Source organism: Ruegeria sp. YTSB088, assembly GCF_059609825.1.
The window spans coordinates 465,286-484,289 of the sequence record NZ_JBXWMM010000001.1; the positions used below are offsets into that span (position 1 = coordinate 465,286).

Sequence of the window (19,004 nt, forward strand, 5' to 3'; positions counted from 1 at the left end):
CCGACTGATGCCAAAAGACCCGCAAACCGACCTGGAGTCCGGCCCGCGCCATGTGGCCATCATTATGGATGGCAATGGCCGCTGGGCACAGGCGCGCGGTCGTCCCAGGCTGTTCGGTCACCATGCCGGTGCGCGGCGCGTGCGCGAGGTTGTCGAGGCCTGTCCAAGTTTGGGAATCAAGTATCTGACGGTGTTCGCTTTTTCGACCGAGAACTGGAAGCGGACACAGGTCGAAGTGGCGGGGCTGATGAACCTGTTCCGCCGCTATATCATCAAGGAAACCCGGACACTTGCGGATAATGGCATCCGGGTTCGGTTTATCGGAGACCGCGTCCGGTTGGATTCGAAACTGATCGAGTTGATGGACTCTCTGGAAGAAGAAACCCAGAACAACGATCTTGTTCATTTGACAGTCGCACTGAATTACGGTGGGCGCGACGAAGTCGCGCGCGCCACCAAACGCCTGGCGCGGGATGTGGCTGAGGGGCGGTTAAAGCCCGATGAGGTCGATGAAGAAACCCTGCCTAAGTATTTGGATACGCGCGTTCTTCCCGACCCGGACCTTGTGATCCGAACCAGCGGCGAAGCACGAATTTCGAATTTTCTTCTGTGGCAGTCCGCCTACTCGGAATATGAATTCATCGATACCCTCTGGCCGGACTTCTCTGCCGCTGAACTAGCCCGTCTGTGCCAGAATTACGGCTCAAGAGACCGGCGGTTCGGAGCGGTTCTGGCATGAGTGATGGCCGATGGTCTGACCTGACGACACGGGTCCTTTCTGCTGCTGTTCTGGTCGTAATCGGATCAATCGAAGTCTGGCTTGGCGGTTGGTGGTTCGAAACCTTCATCGCCGCAGCCTGTGGGCTGATGACCTGGGAATTGGTTCGGATGATTGACCCACAGGCCCGGGGCGTGGCTGTGCAATTGGGGATTCTGACAAGCGCGGCGGTTGTCCTCAGCTATCATCTGCCCCCGATCTACACTTTGCCGATCTTGCTTGCGCCTGCGCTTGTGGGTGTCGGGCAGGTCAGTCGTTCCAGGGTTCTGTTTGGGCTGTGTGTCGTCTGGATAGTTGGGGCCGGGCTCGGCTTCATTTCGATCCGGGAAAACTCCGGGTTTGGCTGGATGGTTTGGCTGATCGCGGTCGTGGTCGCCACGGATGTTGCTGGCTATTTTGTTGGCAAGGCGGTTGGCGGGCCGAAGTTCTGGCCAAGGGTAAGCCCAAAAAAGACATGGTCGGGAACGGCTGGTGGATGGGCCGCCGCCGCGTGCGTCGGTGTCGTGTTCGCAAGCCAGGCGGGGTTCGGATTCGGTTTTGTCGTTGTTTCCGTTTTGGCCTCAATGGCCAGTCAGGCTGGTGATATTATCGAAAGCGCGGTCAAACGTAAGTTCGGCGTCAAAGACAGTTCGAACCTGATACCGGGTCATGGCGGCTTTCTGGATCGGTTTGATGGCATGATGGGCGCCGCGCTGTTTGTTCTGATCGCAGGGCTGATCTATTCGCCGGGTGAAATGTAATGCGAAAGGTTTCTGTTTTCGGCGCCACCGGGTCGATCGGGCAGAATACGATCGATCTGATTTCGCGCGCGCCGTCCGAGTATGACGTTGTGGCTTTGACGGGGGGCGCCAATATTCAAAAACTTGCGGATGATGCGCGTCGGCTCGGCGCTGATATTGCCGTCACCGCTCATGAAAACCGGCTTGACGACCTGCGTTCAGCCTTGGCCGGCAGTGACGTTGAGGCCGCTGCGGGCCCCGGCGCTATTGTCGAGGCTGCTGCACGCCCGGCGGATTGGACTATGTCGGCCATTGTCGGCTCGGCAGGGTTGGCGCCCGGTATAGAAGCTTTGAAACAGGGTTCGACACTCGCACTGGCCAACAAAGAGACGCTTGTTTGCGCCGGGTCATTGGTTCTGGAAACGGCCAAACAGCATGGCGCGCGATTGCTGCCGGTAGACAGCGAGCATTCGGCTGTGTTTCAGGCTTTGGTTGGCGAGGAAATCGAAGCGGTTGAGCGCGTGATCATTACGGCCAGCGGCGGCGCGTTCCGTGATTGGCCCCTGAGTGATCTGGCCAACGCAACTGTTGAACAAGCCTCGAGCCATCCGAACTGGGATATGGGGCAGCGTATCACCATTGACAGCGCATCGATGTTCAATAAAGCACTGGAAGTCATAGAAACAAAAGAATACTTTGGCGTCGATCCGGATCAGATCGAAGTGCTGGTTCATCCGGAATCCATAGTGCATGCCTTGGTCGGCTATCGGGATGGCGCCGTTATGGCTCATATGGGATCACCAGATATGCGCCACGCCATTGGATACGCGCTGCATTGGCCTGAAAGACGGGACTTGCCGATACAGCGGCTTGACTTGGCAAAGTTGGGGAAACTGCGTTTCAATGAACCGGATTTAGCGCGTTATCCTGCCCTGAAACTCGCGCGGAACGTGATGAAGCGTGGCGGCCTTGCAGGCGCTGTTTTCAATGCCGCAAAGGAACGCGCGCTGGATTATTTTATCGCACGCCGGATCGGGTTTCTGGATATGGCTGACGCTGTTTCCGCGGTCGTGGACAGGTTCGACGCGTCAGACAGCCTTATTGATGCCCCGATGACCCTTGATAACGTACAGCAAACCGACCATCTGGCACGTCAGTGGGTCGATGACACTGTGGTGGAACGAGCAGGATAGAATTTTGGACGTACTTTCCCTAATCCCCCAATTTGGCAACCTTCTGTGGACGATAGTCGCGTTTGTCATCGCGTTGTCGGTCATCGTCGCGGTGCACGAATACGGACATTACATTGTTGGACGCTGGTCCGGTATCCATGCCGAGGTCTTCTCGATCGGGTTTGGGCCAGTTCTCTGGAGCCGTATCGACAAGCGGGGAACCAAGTGGCAGATCGCGTTGCTGCCGTTTGGCGGCTATGTAAAGTTCCTGGGCGATGCCAATGCCGCATCCGGCAAGGATGAAAAGGCGATGGAAGGCATCGCAACCCAGAGCCCGGAAGAGCTGCGACGCACCATGCACGGTGCCCCTTTGTGGGCGCGTGCCGCCACGGTCGCGGCCGGGCCTGCCTTCAATTTTGCGATGTCCATTCTGGTGTTTGGCCTGATCTTCTGGTCACAAGGCGTATCGAAAGAGCCGCTGACAGTCGGATCGTTGCAACCCTTGCCGGGCACCGTGCAGGAGCTGAGAGAAGGTGACGTGATCACGGCCATCGCGGGCACTTCAACGCCAGATTATGATGAAGAGGGGGCATGGCAGAACTTCATTGATGCGCTGCCTGTGGAACCGGTTCTGAACTATTCGGTGATCCGTGACGGTGAAACCCTGGATGTTCAGGCACCTTGGATGTTTCCGCCACTGATCCGTCAGGTGGCCCCTCGCAGCGCGGCCATGGATATCCAACTGAAACAAGGCGATGTCATCATGTCAGTGAATGGCGAGCCGATCTTTGCCTTCGACCAGCTGAAAGACTTTGTCGAAGGGTCCGACGGTCGGGTTTTGCTGCTGGAGGTCTGGCGGGACGGGTCCGTGCTGGAATTCGCATTGGCACCCCGACGCACGGATGAACCGCAACCGGATGGTGGTTTTGTAACGCATTGGCGGATTGGGATCATTGGGGGCATGATGCTGGAACCGGCGACTGAACCGGCAGGTATTCTAGCTTCACTGACGGGTGGTGTCAGACAAACGGGTCGTATTATCGAAGGATCGCTGTCGGGCATGTGGCACATGGTGACGGGTGCGATTAGTACCTGCAACATCTCGGGACCGATCGGAATTGCTGAAACCTCGGGTGCCATGGCCAGTCAGGGGGCCCAGAACTTTATCTTCTTTATCGCGGTTCTGTCTACAGCGGTCGGATTGTTGAACCTGTTTCCGATCCCGGCACTGGATGGCGGGCATCTTGTGTTCTACGCCTATGAGGCCATCGCAGGAAAGCCACCCAGTGACGGGGCCTTGCGGGTGCTCATGGGGGTGGGGATCACTTTTATCCTCACGCTGATGCTGTTCTCAGTGAGCAACGACCTGTTCTGCTGATTGTGGCGCTCAGTGCAAAATTGAGCCGCATTATCGCCTTAATTGGACGGTATTCTCTTTGCGTCTGAGGGAAATGCCATGACCAAAACGCTGAGAAAATCGTATCAGAGCTTTAGCTTCCTGTTCGTGTTGAATTGGGACGTTCTACTGAGCTTTGCGGTTACAGCTTTGGCGATGGCAGGCGCCGCCTATCTGGCGGCTATGTGATTCTTACTGAAACCGACGTCATTAAATTGCTTGGCAGTCTGAACGGCGGCTTTGATTTCGCCTTTTGACAAGCTCATTCAATCCCGTTACTCAGCATTAAAGTCTTAAATTCTGGGTAGAGCATAAAATGACTGACAGGCGAGGGGCGGGCACATCCTGCGGGCAGCAAGTGCCAACAAACAATATTTTGTGGCAGGCGCTAGCGGTTCTTTTCCTTTTTGTTGCAGCGAGCTTAATGACTTTTCCGCATGCAGCACTGGCGCAAAACTATACGATCAATTCGTTTGACGTTCAGGGCAATCGCCGGATTGAAACCGGTACGATCATCGCCCGAACGGGAATCCAACCAGGCCAGAGTGTAACCTCAGGGCAACTCAATGATGCCTATCAGCGTTTGCTTGACAGTGGTGTATTTGAGACAGTCGAACTGACGCCGCGCGGCTCTACGCTGGTCATCGAAGTTCAGGAATACCCGACAATCAACCAGATCAGCATCGAGGGTAACGCCCGTGTCAAAGACGACGTTCTGCTGGACGTTATCGAATCCCAGCCGCGTCGTGTTTTTACCCCGCAGGTGGCTGAAGCTGACGCCGATATAATTGCTGAAGTGTATTCGGCTCAGGGCCGTGTCGCCGCGACCGTGATCCCTCGGATTATCCGCCGTAGTGACAACCGGGTTGATCTGGTCTTTGAGGTGGCAGAGGGCACCACCATTGAAGTGGAACGTGTCAGCTTTGTGGGCAACCGCGCATTTTCGGATCGGCGTTTGCGCCGTGTTCTGGAAACCAAGCAGGCGACCTTTCTGCGGACTTTCTTCCGGAACGACACTTTTATCGGCGATCGCATTGAGTTCGATAAGCAGGTCATCCGGGATTTTTACCTGTCACGAGGCTATGTCGACTTCCGTGTGAACAGCGCCAACGTCGAGTTTACCAGCGAACGGGATGCGTTTTTCCTGGTGATGAATGTAACCGAAGGTCAGAAATTCTCATTCGGTAAAATCACGACCGTCAGCGAAATACCGGGCGTGGATCCAGCACCTTATCAGGACTCGCTGAAAATCAAGCCCGGCGTAACCTATACACCGTCTCTGGTTGAAAACTCCATTACACGCCAGGAACGTCTGGGTCTGAAACAAGGTGTGGATTTCCTGCGGGTGGAGCCGCGTGTCAAACGCAATGACCGTGACCTGACTCTGGATATCGAGTTTGTCCTGACAAAAGGCCCGCGCATCTTTGTTGAGCGGATCGATATAGAAGGCAACACAACCACTCTGGATCGCGTGATCCGTCGTCAGTTTGACACCGTCGAAGGTGACCCGTTCAATCCACGCGAAATCCGTCAGGCGGCTGAGCGTATCAATGCCCTGGGTTTCTTCGCTGTCGCGGAAGTCGAACCGCGCGAAGGTTCGTCGCCCAGTCAGGTCATTCTGGATGTGGACGTTGAAGAACAACCCACAGGCTCGCTGAGCCTTGGAGGCAGCTACTCGGTTACGGACGGTTTCGGGATTGCAATCGGTCTGAACGAATCCAACTTCCTGGGCCGTGGCCAGAACCTTGGTGTCTCGATCTCTACCGCGCAGGACTCGGAGGAATACACAATCAACTTTACCGAGCCCTACCTGCTGGGTCGCAAGCTGCGATTTGATCTTGGTCTGGGTTTGTCAGGCACCAATTCCGGGTTTGCGAGTTACGACACAAGCAGTCTTTTCTTTGCACCGCAGCTGACCTACGCGATTGGTGAATTGTCGGCTCTGCGGGTCCGCTATGGCTGGGACCGCAGCGAGATGACGCAGCAGGACAACGAAACTAACGGTGCAGTGATTGCTTCTGAAATTGCGCAGGGCAAGCGGACGTCCAGTTCTTTGGGTCTGTCCTACATTTACGACAGCCGTCTCGGCGGCCTGGACCCGAATTCCGGTGTTTTGTTCGAAGTTGGTGTTGATGCCGCTGGTCTTGGTGGGGACAACAAGTTCTTCAAGACCACGGCGCGCGGTATCGCGCAAACCCGTGTCTGGAATGAAGAGGTGGTGCTTCGGGCTACGATGGAGCTGGGCGCCTTGCATTGGCGCGGCAACGATTTCAGCCGGACTGTGGACCGGTTTGTCCTTGGTCCCAACACCTTCCGTGGTTTCGAACCTGCGGGTATCGGACCACGTGACCTGTCCAACGGTCAGGATGACGCGATCGGGGGCAACTACTATTGGGTTGCCCGTTTCGAAACCGACTTCCCGCTGGGTCTGCCCGAGGAACTGGGTTTGCGGGGTGGCTTGTTCTATGATGTTGGCAACCTCTACAACATCGACAACGTGAACACGGCAGGTGCAACTATTGTCGGCGCAAATGGATCGATCCGCCACGTGATCGGCATTTCGGTTCTGTGGGAAACCCCGTTTGGACCGTTGCAGTTCAACTTCTCGCAGCCTCTGAAGAAAGAATCTTTCGACAAGGAACAGAACTTTGATTTCACGATCCAAGCCCGGTTCTGATCCGCGATGCTGAACAGATTGCTTAGCAGAACACGGGGCCCGCTTTGGGCCCTGTGTGCATTTATGACGATGGTCTCGGCGCCTTTGGCAAATGCACAGCAGCTTGGTGTGCCGCAAGCCAGTGTGGTTACCCTGTCCAGTGAAGAGTTGTTTGCCAAGTCAGCCTTTGGGCAACGTGTTTTGCGCGAAATTGAAAAGGAAAGCGCCTTACTGGCCGAAGAAAACCAACGGATTGTCGCGGAACTGAGCAGCGAAGAAAAGGAACTCACCGAGCAGCGCGCCACCATGTCGGCCGACGAGTTCCGCCCCTTTGCCGAGGCGTTTGATCTTAAGGTTCAGTCCCATCGCGAGGGGCAAAGGGCAAAGCTGGACGTTCTGGCCCGTCGCAGCGAAGAAGCCCAACAAACATTTTTCGAGATTGTGCGCCCGGTGCTGGTCGATCTGTTGCGCGAAATTGGGGCTAGCGTGATGATTGAACGATCCAATGTCGTTGTCAGCACATCCGACATCACCGAGGCCGCAATCATCCGAATAGATGCGGTAATTGGTGATGGAAGCGATTTGCAAGAAGGGAAGGGCGAATAGGTTCGCTTGCCCTTGGGGTGGTGTATTGCTAACCACGCAAAAAAGAAACATCCAAAACGGGATTTCTGCATAATGAGCACTGAAACCAAAAGCGCAGACATTCAGCTGATCCAAAGGATCCTGCCGCACCGCTATCCGTTTTTGCTGGTTGATAAAGTGGTAGATATTTCGGGCTATCAGTCGGCACGTGGAATCAAGAATGTCACCATGAATGAACCGCATTTTCAGGGGCATTTCCCGGGTACGCCGATCATGCCGGGCGTCACGATTGTTGAGGCAATGGCACAGACCGCAGGCGTGATGCTGGGCGTGGGAATGGACGTCATTGATACCGAGCTGTTGATTTACTTCATGAGCATCGACAAGTGCAAATTCCGCCGCAAGGTTGTGCCCGGTGATGTGCTGGAAATGCATGTGGAAACCGTACGCGGGAAAAAAGGCGGTAAGCTGTTCAAGTTCAGCGGCCGTGCCACCGTCGAAGGGGACGTGGCCGCCGAGGCGGAATTCTCGGCCTATGTCGACTGGGATATGGAAAAAACAACATGAACGGAGTCCATCCCAGCGCAATTATCGAAGACGGTGCGCAGATTGGACAGGATTGCATCATCGGTCCATTCTGCCATGTGGGCGCACAGGTGAAACTGGCGGGTCGGGTCGAGTTGAAATCGCACGTGGTCGTGACGGGTGACACCTCGATTGGCGAAGATACCGTTGTGTTCAATTTCTCGGTGATTGGTGAGATCCCTCAGGATCTGAAATTCAGTGGCGAAAACACCCGTCTTGAGATTGGCAAACGCAACCGCATTCGCGAGCATGTGACAATCAATACCGGAACCGAAGGTGGCGGAGGTGTTACGCGGATCGGCGACGACTGCCTGTTTATGGCGGGTGTTCACGTGGCCCATGACGTTCAGATCGGCAACCGTGTGATCATGGTCAACCATTCAGGTGCGGCCGGGCACTGTATCGTCGAAGACGACGTGATTATCGGCGGCATTTCGGGGCTGCATCAATGGGTGCGCGTTGGACGCGGGGCAATTATTGGCGCGCTGACCATGGTGCCCAAGGATGTTATTCCTTATGGCCTGGTACAGGCGTCGAGGGGTGAACTGGATGGCTTGAACCTCGTCGGTCTCAAGCGCAAGGGTGTATCACGCGAAGATATCTCGGCGCTGCGCGCGGCCTTCAAGGAACTATCTGACGGCGAAGGTACCTTTATGGATCGTGCCAGCCGGATCGGTGAAGGTAACGAAAGCGACTATGTGCAGCAGATCGTTGATTTCGTCACCGGCCATAGTGATCGGTCCTTCCTGACCCCGAGAAAGTAGGATCATGCTTGCATTGATTGCGGGAACCGGGGCGCTGCCCACCGAAGTTGTTGCCCAGTTGGCAGAACGTCCCCTGATCTGCGCAATGGAGGGGTTTCTGCCGGACACCCTGAGCGCGGATGTCGTGTTTCCTCTGGAACAGTTGGGCAGCTTCATCGCCGACCTGAAGGCGCGGGGCGTGACTGATATCTGTCTGGCCGGCGCTGTTCGGCGCCCGCCAATCGACCCCTCTCGCATCGATGCCGCGACACTGCCGCTGGTTCCGATCATCCAAAAGGCCATCCTGTCCGGGGATGACGGAGCTTTGCGCGCCATGATCGGAATTCTTGAGGGGGCCGGTCTCAACCTCAGGGCCGCGCATGAAATCGCGCCCGGTTTGTTGCCGCCGGTGGGGTGCCTGACCGAAGCGCATCCCTCGGACGCCGACATGGCCGACGCTGACCGTGCAGCGGGTATTCTTCGGGCAATGGGGGCGGCGGATACGGGGCAGGCCTGCGCCATATCCAAAGGGCAGGCGCTGGCTATCGAGGGGGTATTCGGCACTGCGTGGATGCTGCAATCCCTGACGCAACGCCCCGACGCAGGCGGGGGCATTCTTTTCAAAGGTCCCAAACCCGATCAGGATCGGCGCGCTGATTTGCCCGCCATAGGACCGGATACCGTCACCGATGCGGTTGCGGCAGGATTGTCCGGGATCGTGTTGGAAAAAGGCGGTGTACTCGTTCTGGAAAAAGAACGTGTCATTGCTGAATGCAATCGCCTGGGTCTGTTCCTGTACATCCGCGAGCGGGCGGTCTGATGCGTGTCTTTCTGGTCGCTGGTGAACCTTCGGGTGACCGGCTGGGCGGAGCGCTGATGGAGGGGTTGAAAACCCTGGTGCCTGATGTTGAATTCGACGGGGTCGGCGGTCCGTTGATGCAAGCGCAAGGTCTGAGCAGCCGGTTTCCCATGTCCGAGCTTTCGGTCATGGGGCTTGTGGAAGTTCTGCCGAAGTTTTTCCACCTGAAACGGCGTATTTCCGAGACAGCACAGGCGGTGCTGGACACGAAACCGGATGTATTGATCACGATAGACAGCCCTGATTTCAGCTTGCGCGTCGCCAAGATCGTCAAAGCCAACAGCAAAATCCGAACCGTCCATTATGTTGCCCCCAGCGTCTGGGCCTGGCGACCCGGGCGTGCTGACAAGATGGCAAAGGTCATCGACCATGTGCTGGCGCTTCTTCCTTTCGAGCCTCCATACATGGAACAGGCAGGGATGGACTGCGACTTTGTCGGCCATCCTGTGGCCAGCGAGCCGATTGCCACACCAGACGAGATCGCGGCCTTTCGGAACCGCTTCGATCTGGCAGACGCGCCAATCCTCCTGGCTTTGCCTGGTTCGCGGCGGGGTGAGATCGAACGTCTGGCAGAGTCTTTCGGCGGCGCATTGCGGTTGTTCATCGATGACCACCCGAATTACCGCGTGGTGATCCCGACGGTAGGTTCGACAACCGATCTGATAAATGAATTGGTGCGAGAATGGCCCGGCGCCCCCGTAGTGCTGGACCCTCGCAATGTAGGCGCAGAGCAAGCCACAGCCGACAAACGTGCAGCCTTTGGTGTCGCAGATCTTGCACTTGCTGCATCGGGAACGGTTTCGCTGGAACTTGCGGCGCAGAATACGCCGATGGTCATTGCGTACAAACTCAACTGGCTGACGCAGAAGGTGGCGGAACGGATGGTCAAATTGGACACCGTTACTCTGGTCAATCTGGTCTCGGACACGCGCGCCGTGCCGGAATGCCTGCTGGATAATTGTCAGCCTGAAAAGATCGCCGAAGCCTTGCGTGAGGTGGCCGGCGCACCCGACGCGCAACAGCACGCCATGAACCTGACCATGGATCGGTTGGGGCGAGGGGGAGAAGCACCTGGTTTGCGCGCGGCGCGGGCTGTTCTGAACAGAATGCAGCCAGAAAATGCTTGATCACGCGCTGTTCGCCGTTTCGGCCGGGATCGCAGTGATTTCCACCAATCTTGACAATCTGGCTGTCTTGTTGGGCTTGATCCTGGTGATGGACCAGCGCCGCGCGCTCGTGGGCTTTGCGGTCGCTCAGACAATTGTACTTTCCCTGGCCATGACCGTGGCTGTGGGCCTGAACCAAAGCGGTCTTCCGTTTTGGATCGGCTACCTTGGCCTTGTCCCATTGGTGTTTGGCTTGCGCGGTATCTGGCGGCAATTTCGCAACGCGGAAACTGAAAACACAGAGTCAAAAGGGGCCGTGACCTCAGTGGTGACGCTGTTTCTGAGCCTCTCGATAGACAGTTTCGCGGTTATGACCCCTCTGCTGGCGGACTCGGCGCCTTCTTATCGTGTTGTTGCGTTGGTTGGCGCTGTCACTGCGGCCGCGGGTCTGGTCGTAGTAGCGGCATGGGGGGCACCCTACGCCAAAAGCCTTGGACCTCGCGTTGCCCGTTTGGATCGGATCGCTCCATATATCATGGTCTGCGTCGGGCTCTATATTCTCTTCAACTCTCCCACCGACATGCTGTGACCGCACCGAGAGAGCACTTTGTCTCGCACATGTGATCTCTATTCGGCTGTTGCAGTGATGCAGGTCCGAGGTATCGTCACCCGAAAAAGGAGCTTTCGACATGACCCGCATTCCCCCTTTGTCGGATCAGGAAATGACAGTCGACGCGCGCGCGTCCCACGCAGCATTGGGCGCGTATGGTCCGTTTGACAACTGGGCCCGCGTAGCGGCGTATTGCCCTCCGGTTCTGAACCATGTCACGGGAATGCTGACAACCCTGCGAGAGCAGGAGAACCTGCCGCGCCGTGCGTTGGAGCTGGCTATGGTGACGGTTTCGAAACTGAATGCCTGCGATTATTGCGTCTCGCATCACACACCGCTGCTGACGGTGGCGGGTCTCAGCCCCGAAGGTGCGGCGCGTCTGCCAGACGTCGCAGATCATCCGGAACTCGATGCCTGTGACAAGGCAGTCGTTCGCTATGCCGAAGCCGTGACGATCCGGTCGGGCCGTATGCGGGACGCTGAAGTGGCGGATCTGAGGGAATGGTTCACGGATGCTCAGATCGTCGAGCTGACCTGGCGCATCGCCTTGTGCGGTGCGTTCAATCGGTTCAACGATGCATTGCAGATTCAGATCGAATCCGAGGTCAAACCGGTTTCAGCTTAATACCCACGCCAGATCCAGCCGCCGCCGAATACGCGGCTGTCTTCACTTGCGTAGAACACACAGGCCTGCCCTGGCGAGATGCCTTCCTCGGGGGTCAGCAGTTCGACCTCGGCCGTTGTGTCCGACAGCGGCCGAAGGATTGCCTCGCGCGGCGGGTGGGTCGAACGGACTTTGACGGATAGATGCCATTCATCGCGTGACGTGAAGGGTTCGTCGCCCAGCCAGTTGATCTCGCGCACCGGAACGACGCGCGTTGCCAGCATCTCTTTCGGGCCCACTACGACCTGCTTTTTGTCAACGTCCAGTTTGACGACGTAAAGCGGCTCGCTGAGGCCGCCGATGCCAAGACCGCGACGTTGCCCGATCGTATAGTGGATTACACCGTTGTGCTGCGCCAGAACGCGGCCATCCGCGTGAACGATCTCGCCGGGTTCCGCGGCTCCGGGGCGTAGTTTTTCGATGACGCTGGCATAGTTGCCGTCGGGCACGAAGCAAATATCCTGACTGTCAGGCTTGTCTGCTACAGACAGCCCATATTGTGCAGCCATTTCACGGGTTGCATCTTTTGACGGCAGGTGGCCCAGCGGGAAGCGCAGGAAGTTCAGTTGCTCCGGCGTGGTCGAGAACAGGAAATAGGACTGATCGCGATTGGCGTCTTCGGCGCTATGCAGTTCCGGACCGTTGGCGCCCATCTTGCGCTGAATGTAGTGGCCGGTGGCCATGCAGTCTGCCTCAAGATCCTTGGCGGTTTCCAGAAGATCCTTGAATTTCACCCGCTCGTTGCAGCGGATGCAGGGAACTGGCGTTGCACCTGCTAAATAACTGTCGGCGAACTCGTCGATCACGGCATCCTTAAAGATGTTCTCGTAATCCAGAACGTAATGTGGAAATCCACGCTCTTCCGCCACTCGGCGCGCATCATGAATATCGATTCCTGCGCAACAGGCACCTTTCTTGGCCAACGCCGCGCCGTGGTCATAAAGCTGCAACGTCACACCGACCACATCATAGCCCTGATCGGCCAGATAGGCCGCGACAACGGAACTGTCGACGCCCCCCGACATCGCCACAACGACCCGCGTCTCCGAGGGCGGTTTGGCAAAGCCAAGCGAGTTCAGCGGGGTCTCGGTATCGAGGGCCATTGCAGCTTCCAGTCAGGGTTAAGAAAGACCGGCAGAATATAAGAAAATTCTACACACTCTCAAGGGGCGGTTTCACGCGACCTTAAGTAGGCTGGTGTCAGCTTTGGTGCAGCAAGAAGGGTAAAGCGATGTATTTGCACAAAGTTGAAGGGCCAAGGTCTGTTGCTCTGCCGGATGGATCTATTTTGACGCATGCCGATCTGCCGCCCGCAAACACAAGGCGATGGGTGGCGTCACGCAAGATTCTTGTCGTGCGTGGAGTACTTTACGGTTTGATCAGCCTGTCGGAAGCAAAAAGGAAATACGGCATCAGCGACGAAGAGTTCAACGGTTGGGTGTCGTTGGTCGCAGAGCACGGCGTTGAGGCATTGAAAGCGACGGCGCTAAAAAAGTATCGACAACCTAAAGGCGAGTGTGAATAAATAATTCAACGGTAATGTCAGATTAACCATTCTTGGTCAGGTTTAATTTTAATTGGAATTATTGACCCGAATTGGAGCAGTGAAAAATGCGCATACTTCTTGTCGAGGATGATCCGACCACGTCCAAAAGCATCGAACTGATGCTGACGCATGCGAACCTGAACGTCTACGCGACGGATCTTGGCGAAGAAGGAATCGATCTGGCGAAACTCTATGATTACGACCTGATATTGCTGGATCTGAACCTGCCGGACATGAACGGGCATGAGGTTCTGCGCCAGTTGCGGATCGCCAGGGTGGAAACGCCGATTCTGATTCTGTCCGGTGCTGATGATACTGAAAGCAAGATCAAAGGCTTTGGATTTGGTGCGGATGATTATCTGACAAAGCCCTTCCATCGCGAAGAACTGGTGGCGCGCATTCATGCCATTATCCGCCGTTCCAAAGGGCATTCGCAATCGATCATTCACACAGGGCGTGTAGCAGCGAATCTTGATGCCAAAACCGTCGAAGTGGATGGTAAGACCGTGCATTTGACCGGCAAGGAATACCAGATGCTCGAGTTGCTCAGCCTGCGTAAGGGGACGACTCTGACGAAGGAAATGTTTCTGAATCACCTCTATGGCGGCATGGATGAACCCGAACTGAAAATCATTGACGTGTTCATCTGCAAGCTGCGCAAAAAGCTAAGCAATGCAACCAGAGGAGAGAACTACATCGAAACCGTTTGGGGCCGCGGTTATGTTCTGCGAGATCCGCAAAACAACTCGCTGGACGAAACACGGATGGCAGTCGGTCTCTGATTTGAAACACCAGTGCCGCCGGTGGTCCAGGGCGGCACATTGCACTCACGGCTCAGCACGTCTGGACCTGGCCATGGCCTCGCCCTATCACTGAGGTCCAAGTACGCGTGACAGGGCGAGGCCATGAGCAACTTAACTTCCATATCCGAGCTGACAGAAGATGAGGCACGTGCCGAGCTTGCACGTCTGGCCGAACTGTTGTCGAAAGCAAATACGCTGTATCACACGGCTGACGCGCCTGACATGTCGGATGCGGAGTATGATGCTCTCAAGCGTCGCAATGCTGAAATAGAAACGCGCTTCCCCTATCTCAAGCGTTCCGACAGCCCGACGGATCAAGTGGGTGCAAAGCCTGCTGACGGTTTTTCGAAGGTGACGCACGCCGTGCGCATGATGTCGCTGGGCAATGCTTTCGATGATGAGGACGTGGCAGATTTCGACAGATCGATCCGGAAATATCTGGGCCTTGGCTTCGGGGAAAGCCTTGCCTACACAGCCGAACCTAAGATTGATGGCCTGTCGCTGTCATTGCGTTACGAAAAAGGACAGCTTGTTCAGGCTGCGACGCGTGGAGATGGTGAAGTCGGTGAAAATGTAACGGCCAATGCCCGCACGGTCTCCGATATCCCGCAGCACCTGCAAAACGCACCCGAGGTTCTGGAAGTCAGGGGTGAGGTTTACATGTCTCATGCGGATTTCGAGGCGTTGAACGCGCGGCAAGCAGAGCGTGGTGGCAAACCCTTTGCCAATCCGCGCAACGCGGCGGCGGGGTCTTTGCGACAACTGGATTCGGAAATCACACGCTCGCGCCCGTTGCGTTTATTCGCTTATGCCTGGGGAGAGGTTTCGGAACCATTGGCCGGCTCGCAGATGGGGGCGATCGAGCGGCTTAAATCACTTGGGTTTTCGACGAATCCGCTGACCCGTCTGTGCGCAACGACGCACGAGATATTGGAGCATTATCGCAATATTGAAGCCCAACGTTCCACCTTGGGCTATGACATTGATGGGGTTGTCTACAAGGTGAATGATCTGTCGCTTCAGGCGCGTTTGGGGTTTCGCTCAACCACACCGCGATGGGCGATTGCACACAAGTTTCCAGCCGAACTGGCCTGGACACGGTTGGAGGCGATCGACATTCAGGTCGGTCGCACAGGCGCGCTTAGCCCGGTCGCACGGTTGCATCCAGTGACGGTGGGCGGTGTTGTTGTTTCCAACGCCACTTTGCACAACGAAGACTATATCGCGGGACGTGATGCCAAGGGCGGCACGATCCGCGATGGCAAGGATATTCGTGTCGGTGACTGGGTTCAGGTTTATCGCGCCGGGGACGTGATTCCGAAGCTGTCTGATGTTGATTTGTCCAAGCGTTCACCTGGTTCGCAAACCTTTGCCTTTCCAACGCTCTGTCCGGAATGTCATAGCGAGGCGATCCGCGAAGAAGGCGACGCAGTCCGCCGCTGCACCGGTGGCTTGATTTGCCCCGCGCAGGCCGTTGAGAAACTGAAGCATTTCGTCTCGCGCAAAGCGTTTGATATTGAAGGCCTTGGCGCGAAACAGATCGAGATGTTCTATGATGATCCGATCCTTCCGATTAAAACTCCGACGGATATCTTTACATTGGAACAGCGTGACAAGGGCAATTTGGCTCGGCTGAAGAACCGGGATGGGTGGGGGGGAACCTCAGCTAGAAATCTGTTCACCGCGATCGACGAAAAGCGAACCATTCCGTTTGCGCGCCTGTTGTTTGCTTTGGGTATCCGACATGTGGGTGAAGTCGGAGCGCGTGATCTGGCGCAGTATTACCGCGATTGGGAGACCCTGACACAAGCCCTGGACGCCGCGCACCCGGCAGCTCTGGCGCAACGGCAAGCGGATGAGGCGGAAGATGCCGAACGGGCGGCCGCGCTGGCAGAAGGTCGTCGGGCGCGGGTCAAGGAAGCGCGGGATGCGGCCATCACCGCGGCGTGTGTTCCGCCGGATGCCAATGCCGCCTGGGCGGAATTGATCGGAATCGATGGAATTGGTGCAACACTTGGTCTGTCTCTGTCCGATGCGTTTTCGAACGTGGAAGAAAGACGCGCCTTCGATACATTGCGCAAGGAATTGACAATAATCGCACCTGATGCACCGGCATCAGACAGCCCAGTGGCAGGAAAGACGGTTGTGTTCACCGGGACGCTGGAAAAGATGACGCGCGCCGAAGCCAAGGCGCGGGCCGAGGCGTTGGGTGCGAAGGTGTCAGGTTCCGTCAGCAAGAAAACCGATATTCTGGTCGCCGGTCCCGGTGCGGGTTCGAAAGCCAAGAAGGCGGCAGAGCTGAGTATCGAAACCCTGGATGAGGACGGCTGGTTACAGCTGATCGAAGGCGCATGAGCGGGAGGCCGGAACAGCTATTCCCGCTGTTTGCGGGGCTGGAAACACTCGACGGCGTTGGCCCCAAAACCGCGCAAGCCCTGGAACTGGCCGGTATTGAGAGCCCACGCGACGTTCTGTTCGGCCTGCCCTATGCCGTTGTAGATCGACGCCGGCGAGAGACGATTCAGGGCGTCGATCTGCCCGCCACGTTGACCGTCGAAGTGACGGTCGGTCCACACAGGCCGCCTCGAAACAAGGGTGGGGCATACCGCATTCATGTCGAAGACAGTCAGTCTGATTTTCAGTTGGTTTTCTTTCACGCGCGCGGGGACTATCTGAAAAAAATGCTGCCTCAGGGTTCGCGCCGTGTGGTTTCGGGCAAGCTGGAGCTGTTCGATGGCATGGCTCAGATGGTGCATCCGGATCATATGTTGCCCGTCGAGCAAGCCAGTGAGATCCCAGAGTTCGAACCGGTTTACCATCTGACACAGGGGCTGACCCAGAAGACGGCGTTCAAGGCCAGCCGCAGTGCTCTGGCGCGGGCGCCGGAGCTGGCGGAATGGATCGACCCTGCGCAGATGGCACAGCAAAACTGGCCGGATTGGATCTCTGCAATTCGTGCTGGTCACAATCCTCAAGGGGCTGATGATGTCTCTCCGTTTGCGCCCGCACGTCAGCGTCTGGCCTATGACGAGCTGTTCGCGCATCAGATGACGCTGGCTCTGGCGCGTCAGCGAGATCGGAAATCCCGTGGTGTCGTCAGCGTAGGGACAGGCGCGTTGCAATCCAAGGTTTTGGCCAGTCTTCCTTATCGTCCGACCAGCGCGCAAAGCCGCGCGATCGAGGAAATCGCGGCCGATATGGCATCGGACGCCCGCATGAACCGATTGTTGCAGGGTGACGTGGGGGCCGGCAAGACGTTGGTGGCTTTCATGGCCCTTCTGATTGCAGTCGAGGCCGGAGGGCAGGGTGTGATGATGGCCCCGACCGAGATCCTCGCGCGCCAGCATCTTGAAGGGTTACGCCCGCTGGCGGAAGAGGCCGGAGTGGTGCTGGAACTGCTCACCGGGCGAGACAAGGGCGCAGAGCGGCGCGCCAAGCTTGAGGCTTTAAAAGATGGCAACACTCAAATTCTGGTCGGCACCCATGCCGTGTTTCAGAGTGATGTTGAATTCAAAGCGCTGCGATTGGCTATCGTTGACGAACAGCACCGGTTTGGTGTGCGCCAGAGGATGGAATTGTCGGAAAAAGGGCAGGGTGCGGACGTATTGGTGATGACTGCCACACCTATTCCACGCAGTCTGGCGCTGGCCCAATATGGCGACATGGACGTCTCTGTGCTGGACGAAAAGCCGCCGGGGCGCAAACCTATCAAGACAGCGATTGTCAGCACGGAGCGCATGGATGAGGTCGTATCCCATCTGCGTCGCGCGATTGAAGAGGGGCGGCAGTGCTATTGGGTCTGCCCCTTGGTCGATGAATCCGAGGTTTCGGACCTGACGGCTGCTGAAGAACGATTCAAGCGCTTGCGTGCTATATTGGGCGAAGGTGTGGTCGGGCTGGTTCATGGGCAAATGCCGGCGGCCGAAAAAGACGCGGCAATGTCTGCATTCCAGAATGGGGCCACCAAGGTTCTTGTGGCCACGACCGTCATTGAAGTGGGGGTCAACGTGCCCAATGCCACGATCATGGTCATTGAACGGGCCGAGATCTTTGGTCTGGCCCAACTACATCAACTGCGCGGTCGCGTGGGGCGTGGTGACGCGGAATCGACATGTCTGCTGATGTACCAACCGCCGCTCAGCGAGGGGGGACGTAAGCGATTGGAGGTTCTTCGAGAGACTGAAGACGGGTTTCGTATCTCTGAAACCGATCTGGAAATGCGTGGTGCGGGGGATCTGATCGGAACCGCACAGTCCGGTCTGCCCAAGTTCCGCATTGCTGATCTTGAGCGTCAGGCCGGATTGATGGCTATAGCCCAATCCGATGCCCGGGCGGTGCTGAATGCGGACCCCGAGCTGACCTCAGACCGGGGCCGCGCGGCGCGTATGCTTTTGTGGCTGATGAAGCAGGATCAGGCGATCCGTTTGATTTCAGTAGGTTAGACGAAAAGTTCCAAAAAGTTCACAAATGTTCTCAAAAAGTTCTTTACCGACTCGGGCAAATATGAGAACAAAAGGTCAACAAAGGATTAAAACTCTGACCGGAGGTGACCCTATGCTGACCCAGATCAAGACTGTATTCAGCCGCTCGCAATCGACTATCCTGCAGGATGCAGTGGGCGTGATGTCTCTGGTCGTGATCCTGATGGTCGCCCTGCACCTTCCGGTTGGATTCTAAGCCTTTCTGCCTGCGATCTCGTGCCGAAAAAATCGCGCTGTCATCCCCATTTCAGTCAAGGGTGACCTGCCTGTCCCAAACCCCTTGAGGGGCCATGCCTCGGCC

19 protein-coding genes are annotated in these 19,004 nt (G+C 56.7%); 18 read left to right on the forward strand and 1 reads right to left on the reverse strand.

Translation table 11 applies throughout. The annotated features are described in order from the left end of the window. Positions 1–7: 7 nt before the first annotated feature. From uppS to AC2FFA_RS02380, 13 genes are all read left to right on the forward strand, one after another. Positions 8–739: an undecaprenyl pyrophosphate synthase gene (gene uppS, locus AC2FFA_RS02320; RefSeq protein ID WP_117869016.1), complete on the forward strand. Its 732-nt coding sequence runs from the start codon at positions 8–10 to the stop codon at positions 737–739. Further along, on the forward strand, positions 736–1,518 hold the full coding sequence (locus tag AC2FFA_RS02325; RefSeq protein ID WP_496849686.1) for a phosphatidate cytidylyltransferase: 783 nt from the start codon (positions 736–738) through the stop codon (positions 1,516–1,518). The genes uppS and AC2FFA_RS02325 overlap by 4 nt, the downstream gene beginning before the upstream one ends. Then, on the forward strand, positions 1,518–2,690 hold the full coding sequence (gene dxr / locus AC2FFA_RS02330; protein ID WP_496849688.1) for a 1-deoxy-D-xylulose-5-phosphate reductoisomerase: 1,173 nt from the start codon (positions 1,518–1,520) through the stop codon (positions 2,688–2,690). The genes AC2FFA_RS02325 and dxr overlap by 1 nt, the downstream gene beginning before the upstream one ends. 4 nt (positions 2,691–2,694) lie before the next feature. Next, on the forward strand, positions 2,695–4,047 hold the full coding sequence (gene rseP / locus AC2FFA_RS02335; protein ID WP_496849690.1) for an RIP metalloprotease RseP: 1,353 nt from the start codon (positions 2,695–2,697) through the stop codon (positions 4,045–4,047). A 78-nt stretch (positions 4,048–4,125) separates the two neighbouring features. Beyond that, positions 4,126–4,254: a hypothetical protein gene (locus tag AC2FFA_RS02340; RefSeq protein WP_256369664.1), complete on the forward strand. Its 129-nt coding sequence runs from the start codon at positions 4,126–4,128 to the stop codon at positions 4,252–4,254. Positions 4,255–4,489: 235 nt separating this feature from the next. Then, on the forward strand, positions 4,490–6,742 hold the full coding sequence (gene bamA / locus AC2FFA_RS02345; RefSeq protein ID WP_496849692.1) for an outer membrane protein assembly factor BamA: 2,253 nt from the start codon (positions 4,490–4,492) through the stop codon (positions 6,740–6,742). 63 nt (positions 6,743–6,805) lie between these two features. Beyond that, on the forward strand, positions 6,806–7,327 hold the full coding sequence (locus tag AC2FFA_RS02350; protein ID WP_496849694.1) for an OmpH/Skp family outer membrane protein: 522 nt from the start codon (positions 6,806–6,808) through the stop codon (positions 7,325–7,327). Between the two features lie 72 nt (positions 7,328–7,399). Next, positions 7,400–7,873, forward strand: a complete 474-nt coding sequence (gene fabZ, locus AC2FFA_RS02355) for a 3-hydroxyacyl-ACP dehydratase FabZ (protein ID WP_117869011.1) — start codon at positions 7,400–7,402, stop codon at positions 7,871–7,873. Next, positions 7,870–8,655, forward strand: a complete 786-nt coding sequence (gene lpxA / locus AC2FFA_RS02360; protein ID WP_496673091.1) for an acyl-ACP--UDP-N-acetylglucosamine O-acyltransferase — start codon at positions 7,870–7,872, stop codon at positions 8,653–8,655. Before fabZ ends, lpxA begins: the two co-directional genes overlap by 4 nt. Before the next feature lie 4 nt (positions 8,656–8,659). After that, a complete protein-coding gene (locus AC2FFA_RS02365; protein ID WP_496849697.1) occupies positions 8,660–9,454 on the forward strand; it encodes an LpxI family protein in 795 nt (264 codons plus the stop codon). Continuing rightward, positions 9,454–10,620, forward strand: coding sequence for a lipid-A-disaccharide synthase (gene lpxB / locus AC2FFA_RS02370; protein WP_496849699.1), 1,167 nt, complete (start codon positions 9,454–9,456; stop codon positions 10,618–10,620). The genes AC2FFA_RS02365 and lpxB overlap by 1 nt, the downstream gene beginning before the upstream one ends. Further along, a complete protein-coding gene (locus AC2FFA_RS02375; RefSeq protein ID WP_496849701.1) occupies positions 10,613–11,188 on the forward strand; it encodes a hypothetical protein in 576 nt (191 codons plus the stop codon). The genes lpxB and AC2FFA_RS02375 overlap by 8 nt, the downstream gene beginning before the upstream one ends. A 100-nt stretch (positions 11,189–11,288) precedes the next feature. Next, positions 11,289–11,834 carry a carboxymuconolactone decarboxylase family protein gene (locus tag AC2FFA_RS02380; RefSeq protein WP_299896947.1) on the forward strand — a complete coding sequence of 182 codons (546 nt, stop codon included), beginning with the start codon at positions 11,289–11,291 and terminating at the stop codon, positions 11,832–11,834. Here the strand turns inward: AC2FFA_RS02380 and mnmA are convergent. Further along, positions 11,831–12,976 carry a tRNA 2-thiouridine(34) synthase MnmA gene (mnmA, locus tag AC2FFA_RS02385; protein ID WP_496849702.1) on the reverse strand — a complete coding sequence of 382 codons (1,146 nt, stop codon included), beginning with the start codon at positions 12,974–12,976 and terminating at the stop codon, positions 11,831–11,833. The genes AC2FFA_RS02380 and mnmA overlap by 4 nt on opposite strands. Positions 12,977–13,104: 128 nt before the next feature. On the opposite strand from mnmA, the gene sciP reads away from it, so the two are divergent. From sciP to AC2FFA_RS02410, 5 genes are all read left to right on the forward strand, one after another. Beyond that, positions 13,105–13,398: a CtrA inhibitor SciP gene (gene sciP, locus AC2FFA_RS02390; protein ID WP_299896950.1), complete on the forward strand. Its 294-nt coding sequence runs from the start codon at positions 13,105–13,107 to the stop codon at positions 13,396–13,398. 86 nt (positions 13,399–13,484) lie between these two features. Further along, positions 13,485–14,201 (forward strand): response regulator transcription factor CtrA, encoded by a 717-nt coding sequence (ctrA, locus tag AC2FFA_RS02395; protein ID WP_496849704.1) that lies wholly within the window; start codon positions 13,485–13,487, stop codon positions 14,199–14,201. A gap of 123 nt (positions 14,202–14,324) precedes the next feature. Then, positions 14,325–16,577 carry an NAD-dependent DNA ligase LigA gene (gene ligA, locus AC2FFA_RS02400; RefSeq protein WP_496849705.1) on the forward strand — a complete coding sequence of 751 codons (2,253 nt, stop codon included), beginning with the start codon at positions 14,325–14,327 and terminating at the stop codon, positions 16,575–16,577. Beyond that, on the forward strand, positions 16,574–18,664 hold the full coding sequence (recG, locus tag AC2FFA_RS02405; protein ID WP_496849707.1) for an ATP-dependent DNA helicase RecG: 2,091 nt from the start codon (positions 16,574–16,576) through the stop codon (positions 18,662–18,664). Before ligA ends, recG begins: the two co-directional genes overlap by 4 nt. A gap of 112 nt (positions 18,665–18,776) precedes the next feature. Then, positions 18,777–18,899 carry a hypothetical protein gene (locus AC2FFA_RS02410; protein ID WP_256367496.1) on the forward strand — a complete coding sequence of 41 codons (123 nt, stop codon included), beginning with the start codon at positions 18,777–18,779 and terminating at the stop codon, positions 18,897–18,899. Positions 18,900–19,004 lie beyond the last annotated feature (105 nt).

Coding starts and splice junctions, on each gene's coding strand:
- sciP (WP_299896950.1), top strand. CDS start 13,105: ATGTATTTGCACAAAGTTGAAGGGCCAAGGTCTGTTGCTCTGCCGGAT.
- uppS (WP_117869016.1), top strand. CDS start 8: ATGCCAAAAGACCCGCAAACCGACCTGGAGTCCGGCCCGCGCCATGTG.
- AC2FFA_RS02365 (WP_496849697.1), top strand. CDS start 8,660: ATGCTTGCATTGATTGCGGGAACCGGGGCGCTGCCCACCGAAGTTGTT.
- AC2FFA_RS02375 (WP_496849701.1), top strand. CDS start 10,613: ATGCTTGATCACGCGCTGTTCGCCGTTTCGGCCGGGATCGCAGTGATT.
- AC2FFA_RS02380 (WP_299896947.1), top strand. CDS start 11,289: ATGACCCGCATTCCCCCTTTGTCGGATCAGGAAATGACAGTCGACGCG.
- fabZ (WP_117869011.1), top strand. CDS start 7,400: ATGAGCACTGAAACCAAAAGCGCAGACATTCAGCTGATCCAAAGGATC.
- dxr (WP_496849688.1), top strand. CDS start 1,518: ATGCGAAAGGTTTCTGTTTTCGGCGCCACCGGGTCGATCGGGCAGAAT.
- lpxA (WP_496673091.1), top strand. CDS start 7,870: ATGAACGGAGTCCATCCCAGCGCAATTATCGAAGACGGTGCGCAGATT.
- AC2FFA_RS02325 (WP_496849686.1), top strand. CDS start 736: ATGAGTGATGGCCGATGGTCTGACCTGACGACACGGGTCCTTTCTGCT.
- AC2FFA_RS02410 (WP_256367496.1), top strand. CDS start 18,777: ATGCTGACCCAGATCAAGACTGTATTCAGCCGCTCGCAATCGACTATC.
- AC2FFA_RS02340 (WP_256369664.1), top strand. CDS start 4,126: ATGACCAAAACGCTGAGAAAATCGTATCAGAGCTTTAGCTTCCTGTTC.
- mnmA (WP_496849702.1), bottom strand. CDS start 12,976: ATGGCCCTCGATACCGAGACCCCGCTGAACTCGCTTGGCTTTGCCAAA.
- bamA (WP_496849692.1), top strand. CDS start 4,490: ATGACTTTTCCGCATGCAGCACTGGCGCAAAACTATACGATCAATTCG.
- lpxB (WP_496849699.1), top strand. CDS start 9,454: ATGCGTGTCTTTCTGGTCGCTGGTGAACCTTCGGGTGACCGGCTGGGC.
- AC2FFA_RS02350 (WP_496849694.1), top strand. CDS start 6,806: ATGACGATGGTCTCGGCGCCTTTGGCAAATGCACAGCAGCTTGGTGTG.
- recG (WP_496849707.1), top strand. CDS start 16,574: ATGAGCGGGAGGCCGGAACAGCTATTCCCGCTGTTTGCGGGGCTGGAA.
- ligA (WP_496849705.1), top strand. CDS start 14,325: ATGAGCAACTTAACTTCCATATCCGAGCTGACAGAAGATGAGGCACGT.
- ctrA (WP_496849704.1), top strand. CDS start 13,485: ATGCGCATACTTCTTGTCGAGGATGATCCGACCACGTCCAAAAGCATC.